The 24,730-nt window shown below is 67.1% G+C and carries 20 protein-coding genes; 6 read left to right on the plus strand and 14 right to left on the minus strand.

The annotated features are described in order from the left end of the window. Positions 1 to 395: transposase (locus AC11WY_RS13365; protein ID WP_482926289.1), on the plus strand; the 395-nt coding region annotated here is incomplete at its 5' end. Between the two features lie 41 nt (positions 396 to 436). Here the strand turns inward: AC11WY_RS13365 and AC11WY_RS13370 are convergent. The 4 genes from AC11WY_RS13370 to uvrA form a co-directional block, all read right to left on the minus strand. Further along, on the minus strand, positions 437 to 760 hold the full coding sequence (locus AC11WY_RS13370) for a hypothetical protein (protein WP_482926291.1): 324 nt from the start codon (positions 758 to 760) through the stop codon (positions 437 to 439). Between the two features lie 53 nt (positions 761 to 813). Continuing rightward, positions 814 to 1,173: a hypothetical protein gene (locus AC11WY_RS13375; protein WP_482926293.1), complete on the minus strand. Its 360-nt coding sequence runs from the start codon at positions 1,171 to 1,173 to the stop codon at positions 814 to 816. A 118-nt stretch (positions 1,174 to 1,291) separates the two neighbouring features. Continuing rightward, complete coding sequence (locus AC11WY_RS13380) at positions 1,292 to 2,236, minus strand: 1-phosphofructokinase family hexose kinase (protein WP_482926295.1); 945 nt, start codon at positions 2,234 to 2,236, stop codon at positions 1,292 to 1,294. 141 nt (positions 2,237 to 2,377) lie between these two features. Beyond that, positions 2,378 to 5,242, minus strand: a complete 2,865-nt coding sequence (gene uvrA, locus AC11WY_RS13385) for an excinuclease ABC subunit UvrA (RefSeq protein WP_482926297.1) — start codon at positions 5,240 to 5,242, stop codon at positions 2,378 to 2,380. Positions 5,243 to 5,516: 274 nt separating this feature from the next. Here uvrA and AC11WY_RS13390 point away from each other — a divergent pair, with 274 nt between their 5' ends. Then, positions 5,517 to 5,888, plus strand: coding sequence for a rhodanese-like domain-containing protein (locus AC11WY_RS13390; RefSeq protein WP_482926299.1), 372 nt, complete (start codon positions 5,517 to 5,519; stop codon positions 5,886 to 5,888). A gap of 2 nt (positions 5,889 to 5,890) precedes the next feature. On the opposite strand, the gene AC11WY_RS13395 is transcribed toward AC11WY_RS13390, so the two are convergent. From AC11WY_RS13395 to AC11WY_RS13425, 7 genes are all read right to left on the minus strand, one after another. Then, entirely contained in the window at positions 5,891 to 7,066 is a 1,176-nt protein-coding gene (locus tag AC11WY_RS13395; protein ID WP_482926301.1) for an MFS transporter, read from the minus strand. A gap of 133 nt (positions 7,067 to 7,199) precedes the next feature. Continuing rightward, a complete protein-coding gene (locus AC11WY_RS13400; RefSeq protein WP_482926303.1) occupies positions 7,200 to 8,336 on the minus strand; it encodes a choice-of-anchor C family protein in 1,137 nt (378 codons plus the stop codon). Between the two features lie 114 nt (positions 8,337 to 8,450). Further along, on the minus strand, positions 8,451 to 9,845 hold the full coding sequence (gene lpdA, locus AC11WY_RS13405) for a dihydrolipoyl dehydrogenase (protein WP_482926305.1): 1,395 nt from the start codon (positions 9,843 to 9,845) through the stop codon (positions 8,451 to 8,453). 98 nt (positions 9,846 to 9,943) lie between these two features. Next, complete coding sequence (locus AC11WY_RS13410; RefSeq protein ID WP_482926306.1) at positions 9,944 to 10,516, minus strand: DUF924 family protein; 573 nt, start codon at positions 10,514 to 10,516, stop codon at positions 9,944 to 9,946. A 72-nt stretch (positions 10,517 to 10,588) separates the two neighbouring features. Further along, the gene (locus tag AC11WY_RS13415; protein ID WP_482926308.1) at positions 10,589 to 11,854 is read right to left on the minus strand and encodes an MFS transporter; all 1,266 of its coding nucleotides are present in this window, start codon (positions 11,852 to 11,854) and stop codon (positions 10,589 to 10,591) included. Positions 11,855 to 11,944: 90 nt separating this feature from the next. Beyond that, positions 11,945 to 12,994 carry a tRNA preQ1(34) S-adenosylmethionine ribosyltransferase-isomerase QueA gene (gene queA / locus AC11WY_RS13420; RefSeq protein ID WP_482926310.1) on the minus strand — a complete coding sequence of 350 codons (1,050 nt, stop codon included), beginning with the start codon at positions 12,992 to 12,994 and terminating at the stop codon, positions 11,945 to 11,947. Positions 12,995 to 12,998: 4 nt separating this feature from the next. Further along, entirely contained in the window at positions 12,999 to 16,265 is a 3,267-nt protein-coding gene (locus AC11WY_RS13425; protein ID WP_482926312.1) for a YhdP family protein, read from the minus strand. Positions 16,266 to 16,380: 115 nt separating this feature from the next. Between AC11WY_RS13425 and AC11WY_RS13430 the strand changes: the two genes are divergently transcribed. The 4 genes from AC11WY_RS13430 to AC11WY_RS13445 all read left to right on the plus strand — a co-directional run bounded on the left by AC11WY_RS13430 (position 16,381) and on the right by AC11WY_RS13445 (position 19,655). Then, positions 16,381 to 16,842, plus strand: a complete 462-nt coding sequence (locus AC11WY_RS13430) for a peroxiredoxin (protein ID WP_482926314.1) — start codon at positions 16,381 to 16,383, stop codon at positions 16,840 to 16,842. After that, entirely contained in the window at positions 16,839 to 17,663 is an 825-nt protein-coding gene (locus tag AC11WY_RS13435) for a ferritin-like domain-containing protein (protein WP_482926316.1), read from the plus strand. Before AC11WY_RS13430 ends, AC11WY_RS13435 begins: the two co-directional genes overlap by 4 nt. A gap of 164 nt (positions 17,664 to 17,827) precedes the next feature. Continuing rightward, a complete protein-coding gene (locus AC11WY_RS13440) occupies positions 17,828 to 19,168 on the plus strand; it encodes a DUF5930 domain-containing protein (RefSeq protein ID WP_482926318.1) in 1,341 nt (446 codons plus the stop codon). Further along, positions 19,158 to 19,655, plus strand: coding sequence for a bactofilin family protein (locus AC11WY_RS13445; RefSeq protein ID WP_482926320.1), 498 nt, complete (start codon positions 19,158 to 19,160; stop codon positions 19,653 to 19,655). The genes AC11WY_RS13440 and AC11WY_RS13445 overlap by 11 nt, the downstream gene beginning before the upstream one ends. Before the next feature lie 305 nt (positions 19,656 to 19,960). On the opposite strand, the gene AC11WY_RS13450 is transcribed toward AC11WY_RS13445, so the two are convergent. The 3 genes from AC11WY_RS13450 to AC11WY_RS13460 form a co-directional block, all read right to left on the minus strand. Next, on the minus strand, positions 19,961 to 20,749 hold the full coding sequence (locus AC11WY_RS13450) for a DUF2189 domain-containing protein (protein WP_482926322.1): 789 nt from the start codon (positions 20,747 to 20,749) through the stop codon (positions 19,961 to 19,963). 58 nt (positions 20,750 to 20,807) lie between these two features. Beyond that, on the minus strand, positions 20,808 to 21,935 hold the full coding sequence (gene prfB, locus AC11WY_RS13455) for a peptide chain release factor 2 (protein ID WP_482926324.1): 1,128 nt from the start codon (positions 21,933 to 21,935) through the stop codon (positions 20,808 to 20,810). A 156-nt stretch (positions 21,936 to 22,091) separates the two neighbouring features. Continuing rightward, on the minus strand, positions 22,092 to 24,656 hold the full coding sequence (locus AC11WY_RS13460; protein ID WP_482926326.1) for a penicillin-binding protein 1A: 2,565 nt from the start codon (positions 24,654 to 24,656) through the stop codon (positions 22,092 to 22,094). Positions 24,657 to 24,730: the final 74 nt, after the last annotated feature.

The following is a 24,730-nucleotide window of genomic DNA, read 5'->3' on the forward strand; positions in this document are numbered from 1 at the left end:
TGCTGCCCATCGTCACCAAGACGGAAGCCGAAGGCGTGGCGCTGGCCGCGCAGCACGTTGACCGGCTCGCCATCATGTCAGCCGACGAAGCTTCGCATTGGGATGCGCTGCACGCGGGCTGGACGGTCGAGCGCGTCAACCACTCGGTGTGCTACTCGGACGACGGCAAGAACACGAACCTTGTCGAGTCGTGTTTCTCGCGCCTGCGCCGCATGGTGCGTGGCCAGCACCACCACGTCAGCCCGCAGTACCTGCACCAGTACGCGAACCATGCCGCGTGGCTGGAGGATCACCGCCGCGAAAGCAACGGCGCGCTGGCGATGGGGCTTGTCGAGAACGCGATGGGATCGCGGGTCAGCCGGACGTGGAAGGGCTACTGGCAGCGCGCGGCTTGAGGTATCCAGATACCTATGATAGAGTGAGGTATCAGGATACCTTACGACCTGTTTGGTGTTTCCTCATAGTAACCACAAGCCTCGCACTCCCAACCATCGAATTTTTCATGGTTATTTGCGATAGCTGATATAAGGGGAGTCTTTTTTCCTTGTTGCAAAAAACACGCAGGGCATTCATTTTCAAGATGAAGTGCGGCCTCTACGCGCGAAAGTTGTTTATCTATTTCCGAAAGTTCTGCCGCTTCCATATTTACAATCTGTTGCGATTTTGGGCTTTTCTCCAAATAGGATTCATAAACTTTCTTCTTTCTATTCTGGAGTTGCTGTTGCTTGTTTTCAATGTAGCTTCTGCTCTCCGCGCTCATTTTCGCCCCCTCCCGCCTAAGCAAGACTAGAGCCTGACGAGCGAACGCCGATTCTACAAGCGCACCAGCCCCCACACCCTCCCCTCTCGCACCACAAGCCCCTCAAACTTCATCTTGGTCAGCGCGTTCCACGTGCGCTTCAGCGCCTCGTCTGGCGTGATCTCTGGACGTGAGGCTGATACGTGCGCCGCAACCTCTGGTGCCGTCTTGGGGCCATCCCTGAGCGCCACGAAGATGATCCGGCGCATTACCCCCTGCCGCGCGTGATCCGGCTTCCGCGCGATCATGGCGCGCTTGAACTCCACGCCCCTGATCCGCATCAACGCCTCGACATGCTCCAGCCCATCACCGCCATTCCTGATCAGGTTCCGGCGCAGGTTCTGCAACGCACTGTCTATCGTCTTGTCCAACATGCGGAAAGACTAGCGGAGTCAGTGCGTTAGGTGTAGGTTTCAGGTGGTGCGTTTGATACATAACTCCGAAAATATCCCGGGGGGTGAGGCCCGCGAGGGCCGAGGGGGGCAGCGCCCCCTACACCGCCACCGCCAGGCACTCCGGCAACAGCCGCTCGACGTCCTCGCGGCGGCAGAGCTGCGTGGCCTCGGTCGTTACCGCCGACGAGGCCGCCGCATTGCCCTGGCGCAGCGCCGCCTCCAGCGTTTCGCCGCGCGCAATGGCCAGCGTGAAGGCGCCCACGAAGCTGTCGCCCGCGCCGACCTTGCTGACCACCTCGACCTTGGCCGAGCGGGCATGGAGGCGCCCCTCGCGCGAGGCGAGCACGGCACCATCGGCGCCGCGCGCGAGGATCACCACATCCGCCACGCCGCGCCCCACCAGTTCCTCGGCAAAGGCCGCGCTTTCGGGAATCGTGCGCAGCGGATAGCCCGCCAGCTCGGCCGCTTCCTCGTCATCCATGCGCAAAAGCCAAGGCGCCGCCCCGGCGCCGCGCGCCAGTTCGCGCAGCGGCGCGCCCGAGGTATCGACGATCAGACGGGCCCGCCCTTCCAGCCGGGCGGCGACGCGGGCGGGAAAGTTTTCCGGCACGCCCGGCGGCTGGCTGCCGCTGAGCACCACCAGCCCGCCCTCGCGCACCGCGCCCGCGATCGAGGCGAGCGCGTGGGAAACATCGGTCGGGTGCCACTCCGGCCCCGGCAGGACAAAGCGGTACTGCGCACCCGTCGCGCGGTCGATCACGGCCAGGCTCTGGCGCGTTTCGCCCGGACCCTGCAGCGCGACGGTGCCGATCCCCTGGGTGTTCAGAAGCGTGATCAGCCGCTCGCCGGTCGGCCCGCCGACGGCAACCAGCGCGCGGCTCGCCCCGCCCAGCAAGGCGATGGCGCGCGACACGTTGGTGCCGCCGCCGCCCGGATCGACGGCGGGCGCGGCACAGCGCAGCTTGGGGCCGGGCACCACGCTGGCGACCGAGGTCGACAGGTCGATGGTGGGGTTGAGGGTGACGGTCAGGATGTCCAGCACGGGCACGCTCTCCTTCGGGCCCGCACAACGTCACCGATTCCCGGCCGTCGCGCAACGGGGCGCCCGGATATTTCTGCGCCGCGGCGCAGCCTGCCCGCGGCAGCGCCGCCCGGCGGGGCTCGATGCCCCGGCGGGCGGGCGCTACTCTGCCGCCACCCGCCGCGCGGCCAGCAGCAGCTTCAAATAGCGCCCGGTGTGGCTGCGGTCGCAGGCCGCCACCTCTTCCGGCGTGCCCGCCGCGACGATCTCGCCGCCGCCGTCGCCGCCCTCGGGGCCGATGTCGATGATCCAGTCCGCGGTCTTGATGACGTCGAGGTTGTGCTCGATCACCAGCACGGTGTTGCCCTGCTCGACCAGTTCATGCAGCACCTCCAGCAGCTTGCGCACATCCTCGAAATGCAGCCCGGTGGTCGGCTCGTCGAGGATATAGAGCGTCCGCCCGGTCGCCCGGCGGCTGAGTTCCTTCGACAGCTTCACCCGCTGCGCCTCGCCGCCCGACAGCGTGGTGGCCTGCTGGCCGACCTTGATGTAGCCAAGGCCGACCTGCACCAGCGCGTCCATCTTCTCGCGGATCGCGGGCACCGCCTGAAAGAAGCTCTGGGCATCCTCCACCGTCATGTCGAGCACGTCGGAAATGCTCTTGCCCTTGAACTTCACTTCCAGCGTCTCGCGGTTGTAGCGGTGGCCCTTGCAGGTCTCGCAGGTGACATAGACGTCGGGCAGGAAGTTCATCTCGATCTTCAGCACGCCGTCGCCCTGACAGGCCTCGCAGCGCCCGCCCTTCACGTTGAAGCTGAAGCGGCCGGGCTTGTAGCCGCGCGCCTTCGCCTCGGGCAGGCCGGCGAACCAGTCGCGGATCGGGCCGAAGGCGCCGGTATAGGTGGCCGGGTTGCTGCGCGGGGTGCGGCCGATGGCGCGCTGGTCGATGTCGATCACCTTGTCGAGATGCTCGAAGCCCTTGATCGTTTCGCAGGGCGCCGGGGTTTCGCGCGCGCCGTTCAGCCGGATCGCGGCGGTCTTGTAAAGCGTCTCGACCGTCAACGTGGACTTGCCGCCGCCCGACACGCCGGTGACGCAGACGAATTTTCCCAGCGGGAATTCGGCCGTCATGTCTTTCAGGTTGTTGCCGGTCGCCTTCACCACCACCAGCTTCTTGCCGTTGCCCTTGCGGCGCGACTTCGGCACCGCAATCTCGCGCGTGCCGGAAAGGTATTGCCCGGTCAGGCTGGCGGGATCGGCGGCCACCTCTTCCGGCGTGCCGTGGCTGATCACCCGGCCACCATGCACGCCCGCGCCGGGGCCGAAGTCGAAGACGTAATCGGCGGAGCGGATCGCGTCTTCGTCATGTTCCACCACCAGCACGGTGTTACCCTGATCGCGCAGGTTCTTCAGCGTGGTCAGCAGGCGGTCGTTGTCGCGCTGGTGCAACCCGATCGAGGGTTCGTCGAGCACATAAAGCACCCCCGTCAGCCCGCTGCCGATCTGGCTCGCCAGCCGGATGCGCTGGCTTTCGCCGCCCGACAGGGTGCCCGCGTTGCGGCTGAGCGTCAGGTATTCCAGCCCGACGTTGTTGAGAAACCCCAGCCGCTCGCGGATTTCCTTCAGGATGGCGCGGCCGATCTCGTTCTTCTGCTTGGTCAGCGACGCCGGCACGCTTTCGACCCAGGCGAAGGACTCCTTGATCGACATCTCGACCACCTGCCCCGCGTGCAAGCCGCCGATCTTCACCGCCAGCGCCTCGGGTTTCAGCCGGTAGCCGTGGCAGGTGCCGCAGGCGCGGGTGTTCTGATAGCGCTCGAACTCCTCGCGGACCCAGGCGCTGTCGGTTTCCTTGTAGCGGCGTGCCATGTTCGGGATCACGCCCTCGAACACGCGCGACACGGTGTAGACCCGGCCGCCCTCGTCATAGCGGAACTCGATCTCCTGCTCGCCCGAGCCGTGCAGGAAGACCTGTTGCACCGCCTCGGGCAGGTCTTTCCAGGCTTTGCGCTTGTCGAACCCGTAATGCTTGGCGATCGCGTCGATGGTCTGGGTGAAATAGGGGCTCTTGCCCTTGCGCCAGGGCGCGATGGCGCCATTGGCCAGCGTCAGGGCGGCGTCGGGCACCACGAGGCGTTCGTCGAAAAAAAGTTCCACCCCCAGCCCGTCGCAGGCCGGGCAGGCGCCATAGGGCGCGTTGAAGGAGAAGAGCCGCGGCTCGATCTCGGCGATTGTGAAACCGCTGACCGGGCAGGCGAATTTCTCGCTGAAGGTGATCCGCTCGGGCTCGCCCTCGCCGTCGCCCGGCGCGGTTTCCAGCACGGCGATGCCGTCGGCGTGGTCGAGCGCGGTGCGAAGCGAGTCCGCCAGCCGCATCTCCAGCCCCTCGCGCACCACAATGCGGTCCACCACCACGTCGATGTCATGGCGCAGCTTCTTGTCCAGCGTCGGCGGCTCGTCGAGTTCGTAGAACGCGCCGTTGACCTTGACGCGCTGAAAGCCCGCCTTGCGCAACTCCAGGAATTCCTTGCGGTATTCGCCCTTGCGGTCGCGGATGATCGGGGCCAGCAGATAGGCCCGCGTGCCTTCGGGCAGCGCCATGATGCGGTCGACCATGTCCTGCACCTGCTGCGCCTCGATCGGCAGACCGGTTGCCGGGCTGTAGGGCGTGCCGACGCGGGCGAACAAGAGCCGCATGTAGTCGTAGATTTCCGTCACCGTCCCGACGGTAGAGCGCGGGTTCTTCGAGGTCGTCTTCTGCTCGATGGAAATCGCGGGGGACAGGCCCGAGATATGGTCCACATCCGGCTTTTGCATCATGTCGAGGAACTGGCGCGCATAGGCGCTCAGCGACTCGACATAGCGGCGCTGGCCCTCGGCATAGATCGTGTCGAACGCCAGCGACGACTTGCCCGACCCCGACAGCCCGGTGATCACCACCAGCTTGTCACGCGGGATGTTGACGTCGATGTTCTTTAGGTTGTGCTCGCGCGCGCCGCGCACCTCGATGAACTTCTGCTCGGCCATCGCCAGCCCCCCGGTTTCGATCCGGACACACATAGGCGAGCGGCGCTGAGTCTCCAACCCAAAAGCATGAACTTAAGGTGAACAGGCGACGGAATGCCCGGAATTCAAGTGAAAGACCGGGCCGCCGGGGCGGGCAGCCGTGGCGGGTCGATCACACATTCGAGAAGCTGCATGTTATTTCACCCGGATCGCTCCGCCCGCCCTTGCGCCCGCTGCCGCCCTGTCCAATTGTAGGGGCAACCTGTCACCGCCTGCCTGACAAAAGGGACCGCCCATGTTCAACTTCCTGAAACCCTCCGCCGGTCCGCGCGTCGAGCGCATTTCGCCGACCGACGCCGTCGCCCGCGCCCAGAAGGGCGAACTGGTGGTGATCGACGTGCGCGACATCAACGAGTTGCGCGCCTCGGGCAAGGCCAAGGGGGCGCTGCACATCCCGCTGATGCTGCTGAAAACCAAGGCCGACCCGAAAAGCGACGAGCTTGCCACGGGGCTGTCGGTTGACAAGCCGGTGGCGCTGTACTGCGCCTCGGGGGCACGGTCGCAGGCGGCGGGCAAGATGATGCTGCAACTCGGCTATACCCAGGTCTACAACATCGGCGGTCTTGGCGACTGGCGCGCCGGTGGCGGGCTGGTGAATCCGGCCTGAGATCAGGCGCGGCGGCGGCGCAGGGCCATCCAGCCATGCGCCGCGATGCCGCATAAACACAGCGGCGCCGCGAACCAGAACACGCCGCCGATGCCGCCCGCCGCGATCATCGCCGCCAGGATCGGCGTGCCGCTCGCGGTGCCCAGATTGCCAAGCTGCGCCATCGCGCCCGAGGCCCGCGCCCGATCCTCGGCGGTGGCGTTCAGTTGCGGGATCGAGGCGAAGCTGGCGCCCTGCACCAGCCCCAGCGCGGCGCCGAGCGCGAGTGTCGCTGCAAAGCCCGCGGACGTGCCCCAGAACGGCACCATCGCCGCCACCGCCACCAGGCCCAGCGCAAACCCCGCCTGCACCAGCCGCACGGCGGGCATGTGCCGCAACAGCCAGACCCCCAGCGTCAGCGAGGCGGCGATGCTGACCAGCGGCATCGCCACCGCGATCCGCGCGCGCTCAGGCCCGGCCAGTGGCGGCAGCAGCGTCAGCACCGCGACGTAGGTCAGCGTGTAGAACACGAACCCCAGCGCGGGCGCCGCGATGCGGGGCGAGCGGTAGATCGCCCCGTGCAGCGCGGGCAGGTCGGCCAGCCGCAGCGGCGCCGTGGTGCTGCGCGGATCGGTCGGCAGCATCGCCCACAGCAGCAGCGCGAACCCCGCCATCCAGACGGCATGGCCAAGAAACAGGCCCGGCACGCCGAAGGCCGCCACCAGCGGCGGCGCGATCAGGGCAATCAGCGCGAAAGACACGCCGAAGAAGCTGGCCCACAGCGACATCGCCAGCCCCTGCCAGCGCGGCGCGGCGGTCTGCGCGATCAGCACTGGCCCGGCCACCACGACGGCCAGTTGCGACACGCCCTCCAGTGCGCGCAGGGTCATCATGGCGGGATAGGACGGCAAGAACGCCTCGGCCGCCGACAGCGCAGCGCCAAGGGCGAGGCCGCCGACCAGCACCCGCCTGAGCCCGGTGCGCTGCACCACCAGCCCGGCGGTGGTGCCGAACGCCAGCCCGACCAGACCCACGACCGAAACCATGAAGCCCATGCCCGCGGTTCCGGCCGACCCGGCGTAAAGCCCGGCCAAGTGGTCGTAGATCACGCTGATCTTGCCAAACTGAGCCGCCGCACCGAGGCCAGCGCCCCAGATCGCCAGAACCAGACCTGCCCGAGAAAGCGCGCTGTCAGCCATGATGCCCCGGACCTACAGCGAATTGCGTTTTATCAGACGCAAGCCCATCAGAATTCGCCCAAGCCTTGGGGCGAATTCTGATTCAATATGAATGCAATTCGCTTTAGCCGATCCGGACCGCCCGCGCCAGCGGTCAGACCCGGCGACGGCGCAGCAGCAGGATCGACCCGAGCCCCGACAGCACGAACAGCGCGCCCAGCGGCACCGGAACCGGTGCGACGGCCACATTGTCAAGCGCCGGGCCCCAGGCGGAGTTGCTGCCACTGGCGAATTGCAGCAGCGTGGTCGGCCCGGTCGCGGTGAACTGCAGTTTTTCGGTCTGCCAGCCCATATCGGTGGTGGTGTGGCCCGCCGGATCGAAGGCGAACAGCCCCGACGTGCCGCCGACCGATGCCGTCAGCGTCTTGACGCCCGCGGGCCCGGTCGGGTTCGAGGCCAGATCGAACGTCAGCAGATATTTCTTGCCCGCCACCAGCCCGGTCAGCGTCTGCGCGATGGTGCCAGCGGTGTTGCCCGACATGTCGAGGCTGTAGCCGCCATCCGCCGCCTGCCAGTAACCGTTGATCAGATCGACGCTGCCCGAGGTGACCTTCCAGCCCGGCATCACGGTGCTGCCCGCGCCCAGCGTCGTGAAGCCGCCCGAGAAGCCGCCCGCCTGTTCGAACGAGCCATTGGCCACGATCCCGGGCGGCGGCGGGGGTGCCATCAGCAGCGCACCCGGCGAAGGTGCGGCAACCTTCGCAAGGCTCACATTGTCCAGCGCCGGACCCATGGCCGAGGCGGTGTTGCTTTGCAGCGTCAGCAGGGCATTCGTGGTGGTCGCCTTGAAGCTGAGGTTGACCGTCTGCCAGCCCATCGCCCCGGTGGTCTTGCCGGCGGTGTTGAACGTCACCGTCTTGGCCAGATCGCCGACCGAGGCCGTCAGGCTCTTGACGCCCTGCGTTCCGGCCGGGTTCCCGGCCAGATCGAAGCTGAGCTGGTAGGTCGATCCGATGCTGAGACCGGTCAGCATCTGCGAGATCGAGCCCGCGCCGTTGCCCGACATGTCCAGACTGTAGGCGCCACTGTCGGGCGCCCAGTAGGTGTTGATCAGATCGACGCTGCCACCGATCGCCCATCCGGTCAGCGCGGTGCTGCCGGCCGACAGGGTCTGAAAACTGCCGTGGAAGGTGCCGGGAGCCTCGAAGTCGCCGTTCGTGATGGTCGCCGCCCCGGCCGCGTCCGCCGCGATCAGGGCAAAAAGGGCGATGCTCAGTTCGATTCTGCTCACGTTCGTCTGCTCCTGTGCGCCGCGTTCCGGATCGGGCCACGCCGACCCGATCCGTCCAAACACCAGAGACTAAACGTTAACTGTGTCAAATCCGTGGACAAAAGCGCCCGAAAGTCAGAAGTGTATCGCGCGGCCGTAAGCGTCAAGCACCGACTCGTGCATCATCTCGGACAGGGTCGGGTGCGGGAAGACGGTCTCCATCAGTTCGACCTCGGTCGTTTCCAGCGTGCGGCCGATGACATAGCCCTGAATCAGCTCGGTCACCTCGGCGCCGATCATGTGGGCGCCCAGCAACTCGCCGGTTTTCGCGTCGAACACGGTTTTCACCAGCCCCTCGGGCTCGCCCAGCGCGATCGCCTTGCCGTTGCCGACGAAGGGGAAGCGGCCGACCCTCACGGTGTAGCCCGCGTCCTTGGCCTTCTGTTCCGTCATGCCGACGCTGGCGACCTGCGGCTGGCAGTAGGTGCAGCCTGCGATGGACCCCGGCTCGATCGGGTGCGGATGGCCGCCCGCGATCAGTTCGGCGACCATCACGCCCTCGTGGCTGGCCTTGTGCGCCAGCCAGGGCGCGCCCGCGAGGTCGCCGATGGCGTAAAGCCCTTCGACCCCGGTGCGGCAGAATTCATCGGTCACCACATGGGTGCGGTCGATCTTCACCCCCAGCGCCTCCAGCCCGAGGTTTTCGACGTTGCCGACGATGCCGACGGCGGAAATCACGGTGTCGAACTCGGCCGTCTCGACCTTGCCGTTCGCCTCGATATGCGCGGTCACCTTGTCGGCCGCACGGTCGAGTTTCTTCACGCTCGCCTTTTCGAGGATCTTCATCCCCTGCTTCACGAAGGCTTTCTTGGCGAGCGCGCTGATTTCGGCGTCTTCCACCGGCAGCACGCGGTCCAGCACCTCGACCACCGTCGTTTCGGCACCCAAAGTGTTGTAGAAGCTGGCAAATTCGATGCCGATGGCGCCCGAGCCGATGACCAGCAGCTTTTTCGGCATGTGCGGCGGCACCAGCGCGTGCTTGTAGGCCCAGACCCGCTTGCCGTCGGCCTCCAGCCCCGGCAGATCGCGCGCCCGCGCGCCGGTGGCCAGGATGATGGCCTTGCCGGTCAGCTCTTCGGTGCCTTTGTCGGTGGTCACGCTGACGGCGCCCTTGCCGGTCAGCCTGGCGGTGCCCATGATGACGGTGACCTTGTTCTTCTTCAGCAGGTGCCCGACGCCGCCCGACAATTGCTTGGCCACCCCGCGCGAGCGGGCGACCACGGCGGCCAGATCGTAGCCAATGCCGGTGGTTGTCAGCCCGAACTCCTTGGCGCGGTGCATCAGGTGGAACACCTCGGCCGAGCGCAGCAGGGCCTTGGTCGGGATGCAGCCCCAGTTCAGGCAGATGCCGCCCAGATGTTCACGCTCCACCACGGCGACGTTCAGCCCAAGCTGCGCGCCCCGGATCGCGGCGACATAGCCGCCCGGGCCGGCCCCGATCACGATCATGTCAAAGGCCTTGGCCGCCATCGCGTTTCCCTTCCTGAAAAAAGTAGTTTGCCATTAAACCATTTTCCGTGACCGCGCAATGAAGCCTGCGCCGCAGGCCCATTCCGTCCCTGCATGGCTCAGGCGCTCAAGGCCCGGACCACGGCGCCATAGCCGCCATCGGCCAGAAATGCCACTTCCTCCGGGCTCGAGTCCCGCCCCAGCGCGGCGTTGCGGAAGGGAAAGCGGCCGAAGCGGCGGATGATGTCGCGATGGGCGCGGGCGTGCAGGTGGGTCAAGGCGCCGGTGTCCGGCATCCGCTCGGCGAACAGGTCGACCGCGCGGTCCTGATCGGCGATGACCTCGGAATGCTCGAACGGCAGGTAGAAGAACTGCCGGTCCGGCTCGGGCGCGGCCAGGTCCCAGCCCGCCGCCGTCGCCGCCCGCGCCGCCGCAAGCGCCATCGCATCGGTTGAAAACGCCTTTGCCGTGCCGCGGAACATGTTGCGCGGAAACTGATCGGTCAGCACGACGAAGGCGAGGCAGGGCCCGGCGCCGTCGATCCAGTGATCCAGCCCACCCTCGGCCGCAGCCCGCCACAGGTCTTCAAAGCGCGCGCGAACTTCGGCGTCAAGCGCGTCGCCGCCGGCAAACCAGCCCTCGGGGCCGACCTCGCCCAGCCAGTAGTCGAGCACCTCTTCGGGGTCGGACATGGCGGCGCATCCTCGTGGTTTCGGCCCCGGTCAGCGTGACAGGTTCCGCGCGGGCGCGCAACGCGGGGCGGATCAGTTTCGCGGCGACTCGGCGCCGTGGTCGTGGTCTTGCTTGGCGGCCTCGATCGCGGCCCCCACGGCTACCGCCGAAGACCCCGGCGAGATCGGGGTGAAGTTGCCGGGCTCATCCACGATGGTGCGGACCCGGCGCCGCAACATCCGCCAGCCGGCATAGACGGCCATGAGGAAGAAGAGGATGCCCATGAACAGGAAAAAGCCGGGCGGGCCGACTTTCGCCATCACCCAGCCGGTGATCAGCGGCCCGGTGATCGCGCCGAGGCCGTTGATGAAGATCAACCCGGCCGAGGCGGCGGCCATGTCCGGCCCCTCCAGGTAGTCGTTCACATAGGCCACCAGCAGCGAATAAAGCGGGTTCGAGATGCCGCCCGCCATCATGCCGATCACCAGCAGCACATAGAATCCGGGCTGGAAGATCACCGCCACCGCCATCGCCACTGCGCCCAGCGCGGCCAGCGCAAGGATCAGTTTGCGCCGGTCCATCCGGTCCGACATCCAGCCGATCGGATACTGGAACACCAGCCCGCCGACATAGATCATCGCGACGAAGAGGGATATCTCCTTCACGCTCAGCCCCGCCTGTGTGCCCCAGACCGCCGCCATGCCGAACTGCGCCGAGAAGATGCCGCCCAGCAGGAACATCGCGACACAGCCCAGCGGCGAGGTGTCGTAAAGCCGCCGGAAGCTGAGCGCCTGCGTGGTGTCGAAGGCGGGCGCCGGGCTGATCGACAGCAGGATCGGCGTGAAGGCGATCGAGACCAGCACCGAGGGGATGATGAACAGCACATAGCCCGAGGGGTCGCCGAAGTTCAGGATCGCCTGCGCCGCGATGATGCCGATCATCTGCATGATCAGGTAAAGCGACAGCGCCTTGCCCCGGTTCGCGTTGGTCGAGGCGTTGTTGAGCCAGCTTTCGGCGGTGATGTAGACGCCCGAGAACGAAAAGCCGATCACCACCCGCATCATCGACCAGGCGATCCAGTTCGGCGCCACCGCATACAGGATCAGCACCGCCGAGATCAGCGACCCCAGTGCCGCGAACACCCGCACATGGCCGACCCGGCGGATCATGTCGGGGGTCATGCGGCTGCCGAACAGAAAGCCCAGAAAGTAGGCCGACATCACCACCGACATGTGCAGCGTCGAGATTCCCTCGATCCCGCCCCGAATGCCCAGCAGTGTGCCCTGCATCCCGTTGCCCAGCATCAAGAGCATGATGCCCAGCAAGAGCGCCCAGGAATTGCGCAGAACGGTCAGCATGGCGATATCCTTGAACTCACCCGCCAACTCTCGCGCGGGGTGTGGCTCCGGTCTGTGACGGCGGCGACGCCCCGTCCTCAGGAAGCGGCCTTATGGGATCAGCAGCGAGGCATCACCATAGGAAAAGAAGCGGTAGCCGGTTTCGATGGCGTGCGCGTAAACGCGCCGCATCCGGTCCTGCCCCATCAGCGCGGCGACCAGCATCAGCAGCGTCGATTTCGGCAGGTGGAAGTTGGTCATCAGCGCATCGGTCACGCGAAAGCGGTAACCGGGGTAGATGAAGATGTCGGTGGTGCCGCGCCAGGGGTGAACCTGCCCCGCATCATCCGCGGCACTCTCGATCAGCCTGAGCGCGGTGGTGCCGACAGGGATCACCCGGCCCCCGGCCGCCCGCGTGGCGTTGATCGTGGCCGCCGCGGCTTTGGTCACCTCGCCCCATTCGGCGTGCATCTTGTGCGTCGTGACATCCACGACCTTCACCGGCAGGAAAGTGCCCGCGCCGACATGCAGCGTCACCTCGACGAACCGAACCCCCTTGGCGCGCAGCGTTTCCAGCAGTGCGGCGTCGAAATGAAGGCTGGCGGTGGGCGCGGCGACCGCGCCGGAATGGCGGGCGAAGACGGTCTGGTAATCGTCGCGGTCCAGCGCGTCGGCGGGGCGCTTGGCGGCGATGTAGGGCGGCAGCGGCATCGCGCCGACCTCGGCCAGCGCCGCGTCGAAATCGGCACCCGTCCGGTTGAAGGCCAGCCGCACCGTGGTTTCATCGCGCGCCATCACCTCGGCCGACAGCGTGTCGGAAAACCGCACCGTCTCGCCCACGCCCAGCTTGCGCAGCGGTTTGGCCAGCGCCGTCCAGGTGCCATCCGGCTGCGGTTCCAGCAGCGTCACCTCGATCTTCGCGCGGCTGACCCCCTGCCCCGTCAGCCGTTCGCGGGTGCCCGCCAGCCGCGCCGGGATGACCCGGGTGTTGTTCAGCACCAGAAGGTCGCCGGGGCCCAGCAGGTCGGGCAGGTCGCGCACATGCAGGTCGCGCAAGCTGTCGCCCGCCACCACCAGCAGCCGCGCCGCGGTGCGCGGCCGCGCCGGTCGGGTGGCGATCAGCCCGTCGGGCAGGTCGAAATCGAAATCCGAAAGGTTCATCGCGTCAATTGTCCAACGTTGGCGGAGCCGCCCGGAACAGGTCACGGAACATCCCCGGCGTCAGGATCGACAGCGGGTTGACCGAGACCTTGGGCGCCCCCGCCACACCGCGCAGCTTGTAGTTGAAGCCGAACAGCCCTTCGCCGGCCCGCGTCAGCACGCTGCCGATGCCGTTCAGCAGATAAAGCGGCGAGATCACCCCCTGGATGTCGAAAACGCCCGTGCCGAGGTCGTAGAGCCCCGCCGCGGAAATCCCCAGCGACGGACCGATGGCCGAGCCCTTCGTCACCTCGATCGCGTCCGGCGTCAACCGGAAGTCGGCGCTGACATCGGTGAACAGGATGCCCGGCCCGTTCAACTGATCAAGCATGCCCACGATGCTGATCGCGGACAGAAGGTCAGCCAGGGCCGGGGCCTTGACCACCTTGATCTCGGTGATCGACAGGTGGCCGTCGTATTCGCCCGCTTCAGCGCGCGGGGTCAGCGTCAGATCGAATTTGCCACCGCGACCCTTGTCGAACACGCCCGCGCCCCCCATCACCGCCCCGGCATCATCGGCGCGCACCCGCACGGCGGTGCCGCCAGCGCTTGGCACCACCGTGCCGCTGACCGCCGCGGCGCCGTTCACCTGCGCGGTAAAGGTGCCGTTGAAGCCGCCAAGGGTGGTGAAATCGCCGCGGAATCCGGTCAGGTCGATGCCTTTCGACACCGTCAGCCGGTCGAGCGACAGCGTGATCGGTACCGCCGGACCATGCACCGCGCTGCGCTTGAAGGTCGCGTGGCGCAGGTCGATGCTGCCGCTGCGCATCGTCACGGAAATGCCGCGCCCGACACCGCGGCCGGTCAGATCGACCGCGCCGTCCAGCCAGCCGCCCACCTTCACCCGGTCGAAGCGCGCCACGTTCAGGCTGCCGTTGGGGTTCAGCAGCACCTTGCCGCTGGCCGAAAGCCCGTTGCCCTCCACCACCAGCCGGTCGATCGTGGGCGGATCGCCCAGCGCTCCCGCCACCTCCAGCCTCCCGGTCGCCGCAGCGGGTTTGGACCAGCCGATCTCGGGGATGGCAAGACCGACATTGGCAAGGTCGGAGGTCAGCGTGAAGCGGCCCGCCCCGCCGCGTTCGAGGTCGGCCGACAGGGTGCCAATGCCGGTGCCGGTGACGGCGCCGGGTGGCAGGCCAAGGCGGAACTCGTCCACGAACGCCTGCGACAGTTCGACCGTGCCATCGACATGGCTGTGGCCGCCCGCGCCGGGGCCAAGACCCTGGGTCCAGATCACCTTCACCGGCACGCGGCCCAGCTGGCCTGTGCCGTCGACCTCGATCCGGTCATTGTTCACGCTGAGGTTCAGGCTGTCGGCCGTCACCACCCGGTTCTTCACCAGCTTGCCGCTGCTGACGCCGGTCAGTGTGCCGTCGGCATCGAAGGTCACATCGGGCAGCAGGATCCTGTCGGCCAGCGGCAAGTGGATATCGACATCCAGCCGCGCGCGCCCGTCCGCCAGATCGACCGGCAGCCCCGCCTTGGTCATGAAGCCGAACGGCGGCTGATCCAGCAGCGACAGCGCCGCCGTGATCGTGCTGTCGGTCTTCAGCTTGACCTCGGCGGGCGGCGGCTTCACCGTGATGTCGGGCACCGCGAAGACCGAGCCCGCCACGTCGATGTCGCCCCCCTGCGGCGCCGCGACATGGCCCGCGTCCACCACCATTGTATAGGTCGTGTCGGCGATGGTGGCATAGCCGCGCCCCTGCTGGATCGGCGGCAGCGTCTTGATGAACCGTACGTCGGCATCGGTGAACTCGTAGCCCAGCGACAGCCGCGGCTCGCCCCCCGGCGACAGCCGCAGCCCGGCGTTGACGTTGAACAAGAGGCCGGTCTGCACGTTCTGGGTCAGCCAGTCGCGGGTCTGCGGCACCAGATCCACCGGCCAGAGCGCCAGCAGATCGGTGTGGCTGATCTCGTTCAGCGCAGCATCGAGCGAGACCTGCCAGCCCTTCTCGGTCGCGGTGAAATCGCCATGCGCCTCGATCCGACGGTTGCCCTGCAGCAGCATCAGCTGGCCCAGCCGCAGGTCGAACGGATCAAGGCGCAGCCGCAGGTCCACCGCGCCCTCGGAAAACCGCACGGGCTTTTCGAACAGGCGCGCCGGGTCCACCATCACCTGGGTGAACTTCACCTGCGCCAGCAGCGTGCGCGGCAGCCCCGACTCCATGTCGCGCAGATAGGCCTGCCCGGTCGCCCTCACGCGCAGCACCGGGCTTTGCACCGACGCCTCGGTGATGGTCACCTTGCGCAGCGCGGGATCGTAGCTGAAGACCAGCGTGCCCTTGTCGAACCGGATCGGCGTGATCGAGGCGCGCGGCTGCACCGCACCCGCGCCGAAGTCGAGCCGCCCGTCGAGCGCACCGATCTGGCCGTCAGAGCCGACCGAGGCGCGGAAATTGCCCGAGATCGGCGCGTCGACCACCTTCAGGAAGGTCAGCGCCGGAGCCTGCGCCGCGATGTCGGGTGCGGCGACATTGTCCACCCGCACCGCGATGCGCGCCTCGGGCGAGTCCTTGCGGCTGACGAAGGTCATCACCGCCGTCGCCGGGTCGCCGTTGCCGTTGGCAAGCCCGAAGCCAAGCTCGATCGACACCTCGCTCGCGTCCTGCACCAGCGTCAGCCGCCCATCGCCGACCTGCCAGACCCGGCCCGCCCGCGCATCGTCCAGCGTCAGCGTCAGCGCGTCGGCCCGGATGCGGGTCAGCCCGGCCAGCACCGGGCTCGCCAGCACCCGGTCGATCGCCTGCAGCACGCCGCCAATGCTCTGCACCTCGCCCGGCGTGGTTCCGAGCTCGCGGCCGAGCGCGAGGTTCAGCCCGCCGTTCACGTCGCGGTGCAGCGCGAGACTGGCCCCCGAGACAGTCAGCTCGCTGGGCACCAGCTTGCCGTCCAGCAGCGCGGGCAACGCGAATGTCACCCTTAGTTCGGGCAGGTAAGCGACCTGATCCCCGCGCGCGTCCAGCACATGCAGATCGGTCAGCCGCACCCCGGGCACGAAGTGGCTGTCGATCAGCAACTCTGCGCCGCCCAGGTGCAGGCTCGCCGCCCCCGCCAGACGATCGTTGACCCGAGACTCGACCTCGGTCACCGCCCATCCCGGCGCCACGATCGGGCGGCCGGTCACGGCCGCCACACCAGCCGCCATCACCGCGGCAAGCAACGCGAGGCTCAGCAGCGCCCAGAGGCCGAACCGCCTCCGCCGCCTGATCTCCTTCGGTGTGTCGCTCATCTTTCTCCGGCTGCGCCACAGGGCGCGTCTTGGTGCGGGCTCGCCCTGTCTTTATCTTTGTCCGAAAGGGACTAAAACACCAAGTCACATCCCCCTGACGCAAGGACAGGCCCCCATGACCGACATCGGCGACATTGCGCCCGACTTCACCCTGCCGCGCGACGGCGGCGACAGCCTGACCCTTTCGGCGCTGCGCCCGAAGGTGGTCGTGCTGTACTTCTACCCCAAGGACGACACCCCCGGCTGCACGGTCGAGGCGCTCGACTTCACCGCGCAGGCTGCCGCCTTCGCCGCGGCGGGTGCCGTGGTGGTGGGGGTGTCGAAAGACCCGGTGACATCGCATGACAAGTTCGTCAGGAAACACGGGCTCGGCATCGCGCTGGTCTCCGACGAAGGCTCCGACGTCTGCGAACGCTATGGCGTCTGGGGCGAGAAAAGCATGTATGGCAAGACCTACATGGGGATCGAGCGCACCACCGTGCTGATCGACGGCGCGGGCCGGATCGCGCGGGTCTGGCGCAAGGTGAAGGTCGAGGGCCACGTCGCCGAGGTGCTCGCCGCCGCGCGCGCGCTGTGACGCTGTCGCTGGCCGACCGCGCGGTCGCGGTGCTGACCACCGCCGACGGCCGCGCCAAGGCCGCGCTGAGCCTGTCGCACGCCGCCGACTGGGTCGCCGCGCGCAACGCGGGCGCGCCCTTGCCGGTGGGCACGGCCACGCCGCCCGCGCGCCCGGCGCGCCCCGACCGGCCCGACCTGCTGGACCCGCGCGACGTGCCGCGCCGCCGCCCCGGATCACCCGAGGGCCGCATCGCACTGCTGCATGCCGTCGCGCATATCGAACTGAACGCGGTCGATCTGCACTGGGACATCATCGCCCGCTTCAGCCACGTGCCGATGCCGCTGGGGTTTTACGACGACTGGGTGAAGGCCGCCGCCGAGGAAAGCAAGCACTTCAACCTGATCTGCGACGCGCTCGAACGGTTGGGTAGCCACTATGGCGCGCTGCCCGCCCATGCCGGGATGTGGCGCGCCGCCGAGGATACCGCCCACGATCTGATCGGCCGCCTTGCCGTGGTGCCGATGGTGCTGGAGGCGCGCGGGCTGGACGTGACGCCCGCCATGATCGAGGTGTTCCGCAAGGCGAATGACGCGGCGACTGTTTCCGCGATGGAAACGATCTATGCGGAAGAGGTCGGTCATGTCGCCTATGGCTCGAAATGGTTCAACTTCCTCTGCGGGCGCGTGGATAGCGACCCCAAGGAGGTCTTTCACCGGGTGGTGCGGCACTACTTCCACGGCGCCCTGAAGCCCCCCTTCAACGAGGAAAAGCGTGCCGAGGCCGGATTGCCGCCGGATTTCTACTGGCCGCTGGCCACCCGCGACGGCACTGGCGACTGAGCCGGTCGGCGAGGTTCCGCGCATCGTCGGCGAGGCGCCGCCCGCAGCCCGCGCCCTGCCCGCAAAGAGGTTGCGGCCCCCCGGCCCCGGTCGCTATGCACAGGACGTGGCCGGGGATACCGGATAACGGGCGGCCACGGGGGGACCACAACAGGATCATTCGGGTGACCGGACGGCTTTTGCATCGACTGAATGCGGCCCTTGCGCGCGTGCTGCCAGAGCAGCGGCTGTTCCTGCGGTCGGACCGCGAGACGCGGTTCGTGCGGCTTCGGCCGCTGACGCAGGCGCTGATGCTGGGGATCTCGGCGCTGGTGATCGGCTGGACGCTGGTCGCCACGGCGATCCTCTTTGTCGAGTCGATGGCCTCGGGCGATGCCCGCGAGCAGGCGATGCTGGAACAGTCGAACTATGAACAGCGCCTGAACGGCCTTGCCGATGCGCGCGACGCCCGCGCCGCCGAGGCGGCCAGCGCCCAGGCCCGCTTCAACACCGCGCTGGATCAGGTGTCGCAGATGCAGACCGCGCTGCTGGCCTCCGAAGACCACCGCACCGAGCTGGAGACCGGCATCGACGTCATCCAGATGACGCTGCGCCGGGTGATCAAGGAACGCGATGGCGCCCGCGCCGAGGCCGACTCGCTGCGGGTGACGATGGCCAGGCAGACCGGCGCCGACCACACCGACGCGGGCCACATGAAGGACATGGGCGCCACCGTCGATATCCTTGCGTCACAACTCGGCGATACCGCTGCCGCGCGCGACAGCGCCGAACGGCAGCAAGCCGTCGCCGAAACCGCCGCCAGCAAGGCCGAACTGGATACCCGCCTGATCGAGCAGCGCAACGCGCTGATCTTCTCTCAGCTCGAAGCGGCCGTGAAGGTGTCGATGGCGCCGCTGGACAAGGTTTTCCGCTCGGTCGGGCTCGACCCGCAGAAGGTGCTGGCAGAGATTCGCAGCGGCTACATGGGCGCGGGCGGGCCGCTGACCCCGATCCCGTCGCCCGCGCACGACCAGCAGGGCGCGCTGGACGCGACCCGCGCCAATGGCATCCTCGACAGCCTGAACACCGTGAACCTCTACCGCATCGCCGAAGAAAAGATTCCGCTCGGCGTGCCGCTCAAGACCTCGTTCGTCTATACTTCGGGCTTTGGCGGGCGATCCGATCCGTTCACCGGCGCCGGCAGTTTCCACCCCGGCCAGGATATGGGCGGCGCCTACGGCTCGCCGGTCTATTCCACCGCCGATGGAATCGTGGTGACCGCCGGATGGGATGGCGGCTACGGCCGCGAGGTCAAGGTTCAGAACGCCTTCGGCATCGAAACGCTCTATGGTCACCTTTCCCAAATCCGCGTGCAACCCGGCCAAAGGGTCTCGCGCGGCGACCGGATCGGTGATATGGGCAGCACAGGACGATCGACCGGGACCCATCTTCACTACGAGATCCGGGTCGGAGGCAAAGCCGTCAACCCCATGACCTACATCAAGGCAGCGACCAATGTTTTCTAAAAGCAGGATCAACGAACCAGGGCCGAAACAGGCGGGCGAGGCTGAAAAGCCGAAGACCGACATGCCCGTGGCGAAGCCCTCGATGGACTTCGCGACCCCCACGACGACCAAGACCAAGCCCGCACCGTCGGTTCTGTCTTCGGACCTGACCGTGGTCGGCAACGTCAAGACCTCGGGCGACATCCAGATCGAGGGCGTGGTGGAAGGCGACATCCGCGCGCATCTGCTGACCGTCGGCGAAGGCGCCACGATCCGCGGCGAGATCGTCGCCGACGACATCGTGGTGAACGGCCGCGTCGTCGGCCGCGTGCGCGGGCTGAAGGTCCGCCTGACCTCGACCGCACGGGTCGAAGGCGACATCATCCACAAGACCATCGCAATCGAAAGCGGCGCGCACTTCGAAGGCTCGGTGCAACGGCAGGAGGATCCGCTGGCGGGCGGCACCAAGGCCATTGCGGCCCCGGTCACCGCGGCGCCGAAGGGCTGAGCCCGACGGCACGGGACTTTGCGGGCACCGTCCTTCGGGGGCGGTGCCCGTTTTGCGTTTGGCGATGCCGCAGCACCGCGTTGATCGCAACGAAGGGCGGCGCCCGGCCGCGGGTGGGCGCTGCAAGTTTGTTGGTCAGCACTTTATGGTGCGGCACCCCGACCCTCGTGCCCTGCACCAACGCAGCGGAAGCGCCCGCCTTGGCGGCGGTCGGGCGCTGCCCGGCGGGCTTCGCCCTTGAATCCGGACAAGGGGCGCAGGCGGACGAACGTTCAAAGACCGGCCTGCCGGCGCCCCCTTTCAACTCAGTCAGGCGGCCCCAGCGTCGCGCGGTAAATGTGCCAGCTGGCATGTCCCAGCACCGGCAGCACGACGAAAAGCCCGAGGAACGCGGGCAACATGCCGACGAACAACAGCACCGCGATCGTGGCGCCCCACAGCAGCATGGGCCCCGGGTTCTGGATCACGGCCGAGACCGAGGTGATCATCGCGGTGACGAAGTCGATTTCCTTGTCCAGCAGCAACGGCAGACCGACGACGGTGATCGCGAACAGCACCCCGGCAAACCCCGCGCCCACCACCGAGCCGATCGCCAGCATGGTCACCCCGTCCGCCGTCAGCAGCACGGCCAGCGGGTCGGTCGAGAAGTTGACCATCGCCGACAGGCCGAGGAACAGCGCAAAGATCGTGTGCGCCACGAACAGCCAGACCAGGAACAGGAACAGGATCACCACCGCCATCGCCGGGATCTGGCGGTCCTTCTGGCGCAGCACCACGCCCAGCACGCCGCCCCAGTCGAGCCGCTCGCCCGCCCCCAGCCGCCGACTGACCTCGTATAGCCCGACCGCGGCGAAGGGGCCGAGGATCGGGAAGCCGACCGCGAAGGGGATCAGCCACCACTCGCGCCCGGCGGCGACGAGGATGGTATCCAGCACCAGCCCGCCGACCACATAGACCGCGCTGAAGAAGATCCCGAACAGCGGCGCGCGCAGATAGTCGCCGACGCCGCGCTTCAGGGCGTCGGTGACCGTATGCGCCGTGATCATGCGCACCTCCGGCACCGGCGAGGCCGCGGTCAAGGTCTGGTCGTTCATGCTGTCCCCCCGTTTTGGCTCAGGCTACGGGAGGGGGCGATTCCCGGCAACCTTGGCGTCAGCCTTCAGCCTGCGCATCGGCGCGGCTCTTGCCCGCCACATCCATCGCCAGCGTCGCCGCCATGAAGCGGTCAAGGTCGCCATCGAGCACGCCCTGGGTATCCGAAGTTTCCACCCCGGTGCGCAGATCCTTCACCATCTGGTAGGGTTGCAGGACGTAGGACCGGATCTGGTTGCCCCAACCCGCATCGCCCTTGGCCTCGTGCGCCTCGTTGATGGCGGCGTTCCGCTTGTCCAGTTCCATCTGGTAAAGCCGCGATTTCAGCGCCTTCATGGCGATGTCGCGGTTCTGGTGCTGCGACTTTTCGGACGACGTCACCACGATCCCCGACGGGAAGTGGGTGATCCGCACCGCCGAGTCGGTCTTGTTGACGTGCTGGCCACCCGCGCCGGACGAGCGGTAGGTGTCGATCCGGATGTCCTTGTCCTGCACGTCGATCTCGATCGTGTCATCGACCACCGGATAGACCCAGACCGAGGAAAACGACGTGTGCCGCCGCGCCGCCGAGTCGTAGGGCGAGATGCGCACCAGACGGTGGACGCCCGATTCCGACTTCAGCCAGCCATAGGCATTGTGGCCGCTGATCTTGTAGGCGACGGACTTGATGCCCGCCTCTTCGCCCGGACTTTCCGATTGCAGTTCCACCGTGTAGCCGTGCTTTTCCGCCCAGCGCACATACATCCGCGCCAGCATCGAGGCCCAGTCACAGCTTTCGGTGCCGCCCGCGCCCGCGTTCACTTCCAGGAAGGTGTCGTTGCCGTCGGCCTCGCCGTCCAGCAGCGCCTCCAGTTCCTTCTGCGCGGCGCGCTCCTTCAGGGCACGCAGCGCCGCCTCGGCCTCGGCCACCACCTCGGTATCACCCTCGGCCTCGCCCAGTTCGATCAGGCCCACGTTGTCCTCAAGATCGGCCTTGATGCCGGTGTAGGTGTTGATCGCATCCATCAGTTGCTGGCGTTCGCGCATCAGCTTTTGCGCCTTGGCCGGGTCGGACCACAGGTCGCCATCCTCGATCAGCGCGTTGAACTCTTCCAGCCGGTGCGGCGCGGTTTCCCAGTCCATGCGCTGCGCCAGCAGCGCCAACGATTTCTCGACGGCCTCCACGATGTATGTCATCTCGGTGCGCATGGGGTCAGGTCTCCGGTCGGCGGTGTCAGCGGCGGTTGATAGCGGCAAGGTGCCGGGCGGGCAAGCTATAGCGAATTGCGTTCATCCTGAATCGGAATTCGCCCCAGGACTTGGGCGAATTCTGATTTCGTCGAGTCAAATCAAACGCAATTCGCCCTAGTAGAGCCCGCCCGAGCTGACGGTGCCGAAATTCGCCTTGCCGGGGATCACCTTGGTCTCGCCGTTGGAGTTGGTCACGGTCACGTCGCCGTTGCTGGCGGTCGGGTCCGTCTCGCCCGGCGCGAACAGCGGCAGGTTGGCCCCCATGCCGAAGCCGCCGTCGACCATCCCGGCCATGCCGAACACCGGCTCCTCGCCGTTGCGGAAGTATTCCGGCTGGACGTTCGGCCCGGCGGAGCCATCCGGCAATGGCTCGCCCGTCCAGCGGTCGATGTTGATGAAGTGGCCCCCCGGCGGCACCTTGAACGGGCCGCCGCCGTATTTCTTGATCGCCTGCGTCATGAAGTTCTGGAACACCGGGCCGCACATGCTGGCGCCAAAGGCGCTGCGGCCCAGCGTTTCGGGGTTGTCGAAGCCCATGTAGCAGCCCGCCACGAGGTTCGAGGTGAAGCCGGTGAACCACACGTCCTTCGCGTCGTTCGTGGTGCCGGTCTTGCCCGCCACCGGCACCGGCAGATGGATGACACCCGCCGCAGTGCCGCGCTGCACCACGCCCTGCATCATCGAGATCAACTGGTAATCGGTGATCGGGTCGATCACCCGTTCGCGGTTGGAAACAATCTGCGGCGCCTGGCCCTGCGGAATATAGGCGACATCGCAGTTTTCGCAGGTGCGCGTGTCGTGGCGGTAGACCGTCTTGCCAAAGCGGTCCTGCACCCGGTCGACCAGCGTCGGCTCCACCCGCTCGCCCCCGTTGGCGATCATCGCATAGGCGCCGACCAGCTTGTAAAGCGTCGTCTCCTGGCTGCCGAGCGAGTTGGCGAGGAAGGGGTTCATCGGGTCGTAGACACCGAAGCGTTCGGCGTATTTCGCCACCGTGTCCATCCCCACCGCCTGCGCGATGCGGATCGTCATCAGGTTGCGCGACTGCTCCAGGCCGATCCGCATCGGCACCGGCCCGTAATACTTGTCTTCCGAGTTCTTGGGCGTCCAGAGGCCCTGCGGCGTGTCCACCTCGATCGGCGCGTCGATCACGATGGTGGCGGGGGTGAAGCCTGAATCCAGCGCGGCGGCATAGACGAACGGCTTGAAGCCCGAGCCCGGCTGCCGCGTCGCCTGCGTCGCGCGGTTGAAGACCGAGGACTGGTAGCTGAAGCCGCCCTGCATCGCGATGACACGGCCGGTGGTCACGTCCATCGCCATGAAGGCGCCCTCGATCAGCGGCACCTGACGCAGCGACCAGCGGGTCGCGCTGGTCTTGGGGTCGGTGATCTGTCTGACCAGCACCACATCGCCCACCGCCAACAGGTCCGCCGGGGTCTTGGCCTTGGGGCCAAGTTTGCCGCCGTCAAGCTGCGGGCGCGCCCAGGTCACGTCGGCGGGCAGGATGAAATCGCCATCGGGCGCAGGTTTCACGCCCTCGATGCCGATCCGGGCCTTGGTGTCGGCGAGGTCCAGCACCACCGCCGGCGACCAGCCGTCGATGTCGCGCGGCACGTTCACGTCGGCCAGCGCCTGCGCCCATTCCAGCGGGCTTTTCAGCTTGGCAATCGGGATCGTCTTGCCGGTGCCGCGCCAGACGCCCTGCCCGCGGTCGTAGGCTTCCAGGCTGTCGCGCAGCGCCTTGGCGGCGATCACCTGCATCTCGGGGTCCATCGTCGCGCGGATCGTCAGACCGCCACCGAAAAACTCCTGCTCGCCGAAGGTCGAGGACAACTGGCGCCGGATCTCGTCGGTGAAGTAGCTGCGCGGCGGCAGGCTGTCGCGGAAGGCCGGAAAGTCGCCGGTCTGCACCGTCTTCAGCGGCTGCGCCACCGCGTCGTCGTAGGCCGCCTTGTCGATGTTGCCGTTCTGGTACATCTGGCCCAGCACGTAGTTCCGCCGATCCACCGCCGCCTGCATGTTGCGCGCCGGGTTCAGGTCGGACGGCTTCTTCGGCAGCGCGGCCAGATAGGCGGCCTCGCCGGGGGTCAGCTCGCTCAGCGTCTTGTTGAAATAGGTCTGCGCCGCCGCCGTGACGCCATAGGAATTGGCACCCAGGAAGATCTCGTTCAGATACAGTTCCAGCACCCGGTTCTTGGTGTAGGCTTGGCTGATGCGGTAGGCGAGGATCAGTTCCTTGATCTTGCGCTCGCCGGTCTTGCTGCCATCCAGCAGGAAGTTCTTGGCCACCTGCTGCGTGATGGTCGAGGCGCCGCGCAGGTCGTGCCCGCCCGAGGCGATGGCAGTGATCATCGCCGCCACGATGCCGCGCGGGTCAAAGCCCTCGTGCTGGTAGAAGTTCTTGTCCTCGGCCGCGATGAAGGCGTCTTTCACCAGCTTCGGCATTTCGTCCACCGGGGTGAACAGGCGCCGTTCGGTGGCGAATTCGTCGATGATCTGGCCTTCGCCCGAGTAGATGCGGCTGATCGTCGGAGGCGTGTATTGCGCCAGCAGGTCATAGCTGGGCAGGTCGCGCGAATACATCCAGAACAGCGCGCCAACGGTCAGCGACCCGAAGACGAGCGCCATCGTCAGCCCGGTAAAGAGGGCCCCAAGGAATGACATTACAAGGCGGATCACGAACCGGCCCCCTTTCGTTGGCCCCCATATAGGCGCTGAGCCCGGCAGGGTCAAAACAACTCGGGCGATGCGCG

This window comes from Solirhodobacter sp. (assembly GCF_964715405.1).

Excerpts from the sequence above, each read along its gene's own strand:
- AC11WY_RS13370 (WP_482926291.1), bottom strand. The coding sequence starts at position 760 with ATGAGCGCGGAGAGCAGAAGCTACATTGAAAACAAGCAACAGCAACTC.
- AC11WY_RS13375 (WP_482926293.1), bottom strand. The coding sequence starts at position 1,173 with ATGTTGGACAAGACGATAGACAGTGCGTTGCAGAACCTGCGCCGGAAC.
- uvrA (WP_482926297.1), bottom strand. The coding sequence starts at position 5,242 with ATGGCCGAGCAGAAGTTCATCGAGGTGCGCGGCGCGCGCGAGCACAAC.
- AC11WY_RS13390 (WP_482926299.1), top strand. The coding sequence starts at position 5,517 with ATGTTCAACTTCCTGAAACCCTCCGCCGGTCCGCGCGTCGAGCGCATT.
- AC11WY_RS13395 (WP_482926301.1), bottom strand. The coding sequence starts at position 7,066 with ATGGCTGACAGCGCGCTTTCTCGGGCAGGTCTGGTTCTGGCGATCTGG.
- lpdA (WP_482926305.1), bottom strand. The coding sequence starts at position 9,845 with ATGGCGGCCAAGGCCTTTGACATGATCGTGATCGGGGCCGGCCCGGGC.
- AC11WY_RS13410 (WP_482926306.1), bottom strand. The coding sequence starts at position 10,516 with ATGTCCGACCCCGAAGAGGTGCTCGACTACTGGCTGGGCGAGGTCGGC.
- AC11WY_RS13415 (WP_482926308.1), bottom strand. The coding sequence starts at position 11,854 with ATGCTGACCGTTCTGCGCAATTCCTGGGCGCTCTTGCTGGGCATCATG.
- queA (WP_482926310.1), bottom strand. The coding sequence starts at position 12,994 with ATGAACCTTTCGGATTTCGATTTCGACCTGCCCGACGGGCTGATCGCC.
- AC11WY_RS13425 (WP_482926312.1), bottom strand. The coding sequence starts at position 16,265 with ATGAGCGACACACCGAAGGAGATCAGGCGGCGGAGGCGGTTCGGCCTC.
- AC11WY_RS13430 (WP_482926314.1), top strand. The coding sequence starts at position 16,381 with ATGACCGACATCGGCGACATTGCGCCCGACTTCACCCTGCCGCGCGAC.
- AC11WY_RS13445 (WP_482926320.1), top strand. The coding sequence starts at position 19,158 with ATGTTTTCTAAAAGCAGGATCAACGAACCAGGGCCGAAACAGGCGGGC.
- AC11WY_RS13450 (WP_482926322.1), bottom strand. The coding sequence starts at position 20,749 with ATGAACGACCAGACCTTGACCGCGGCCTCGCCGGTGCCGGAGGTGCGC.
- prfB (WP_482926324.1), bottom strand. The coding sequence starts at position 21,935 with ATGCGCACCGAGATGACATACATCGTGGAGGCCGTCGAGAAATCGTTG.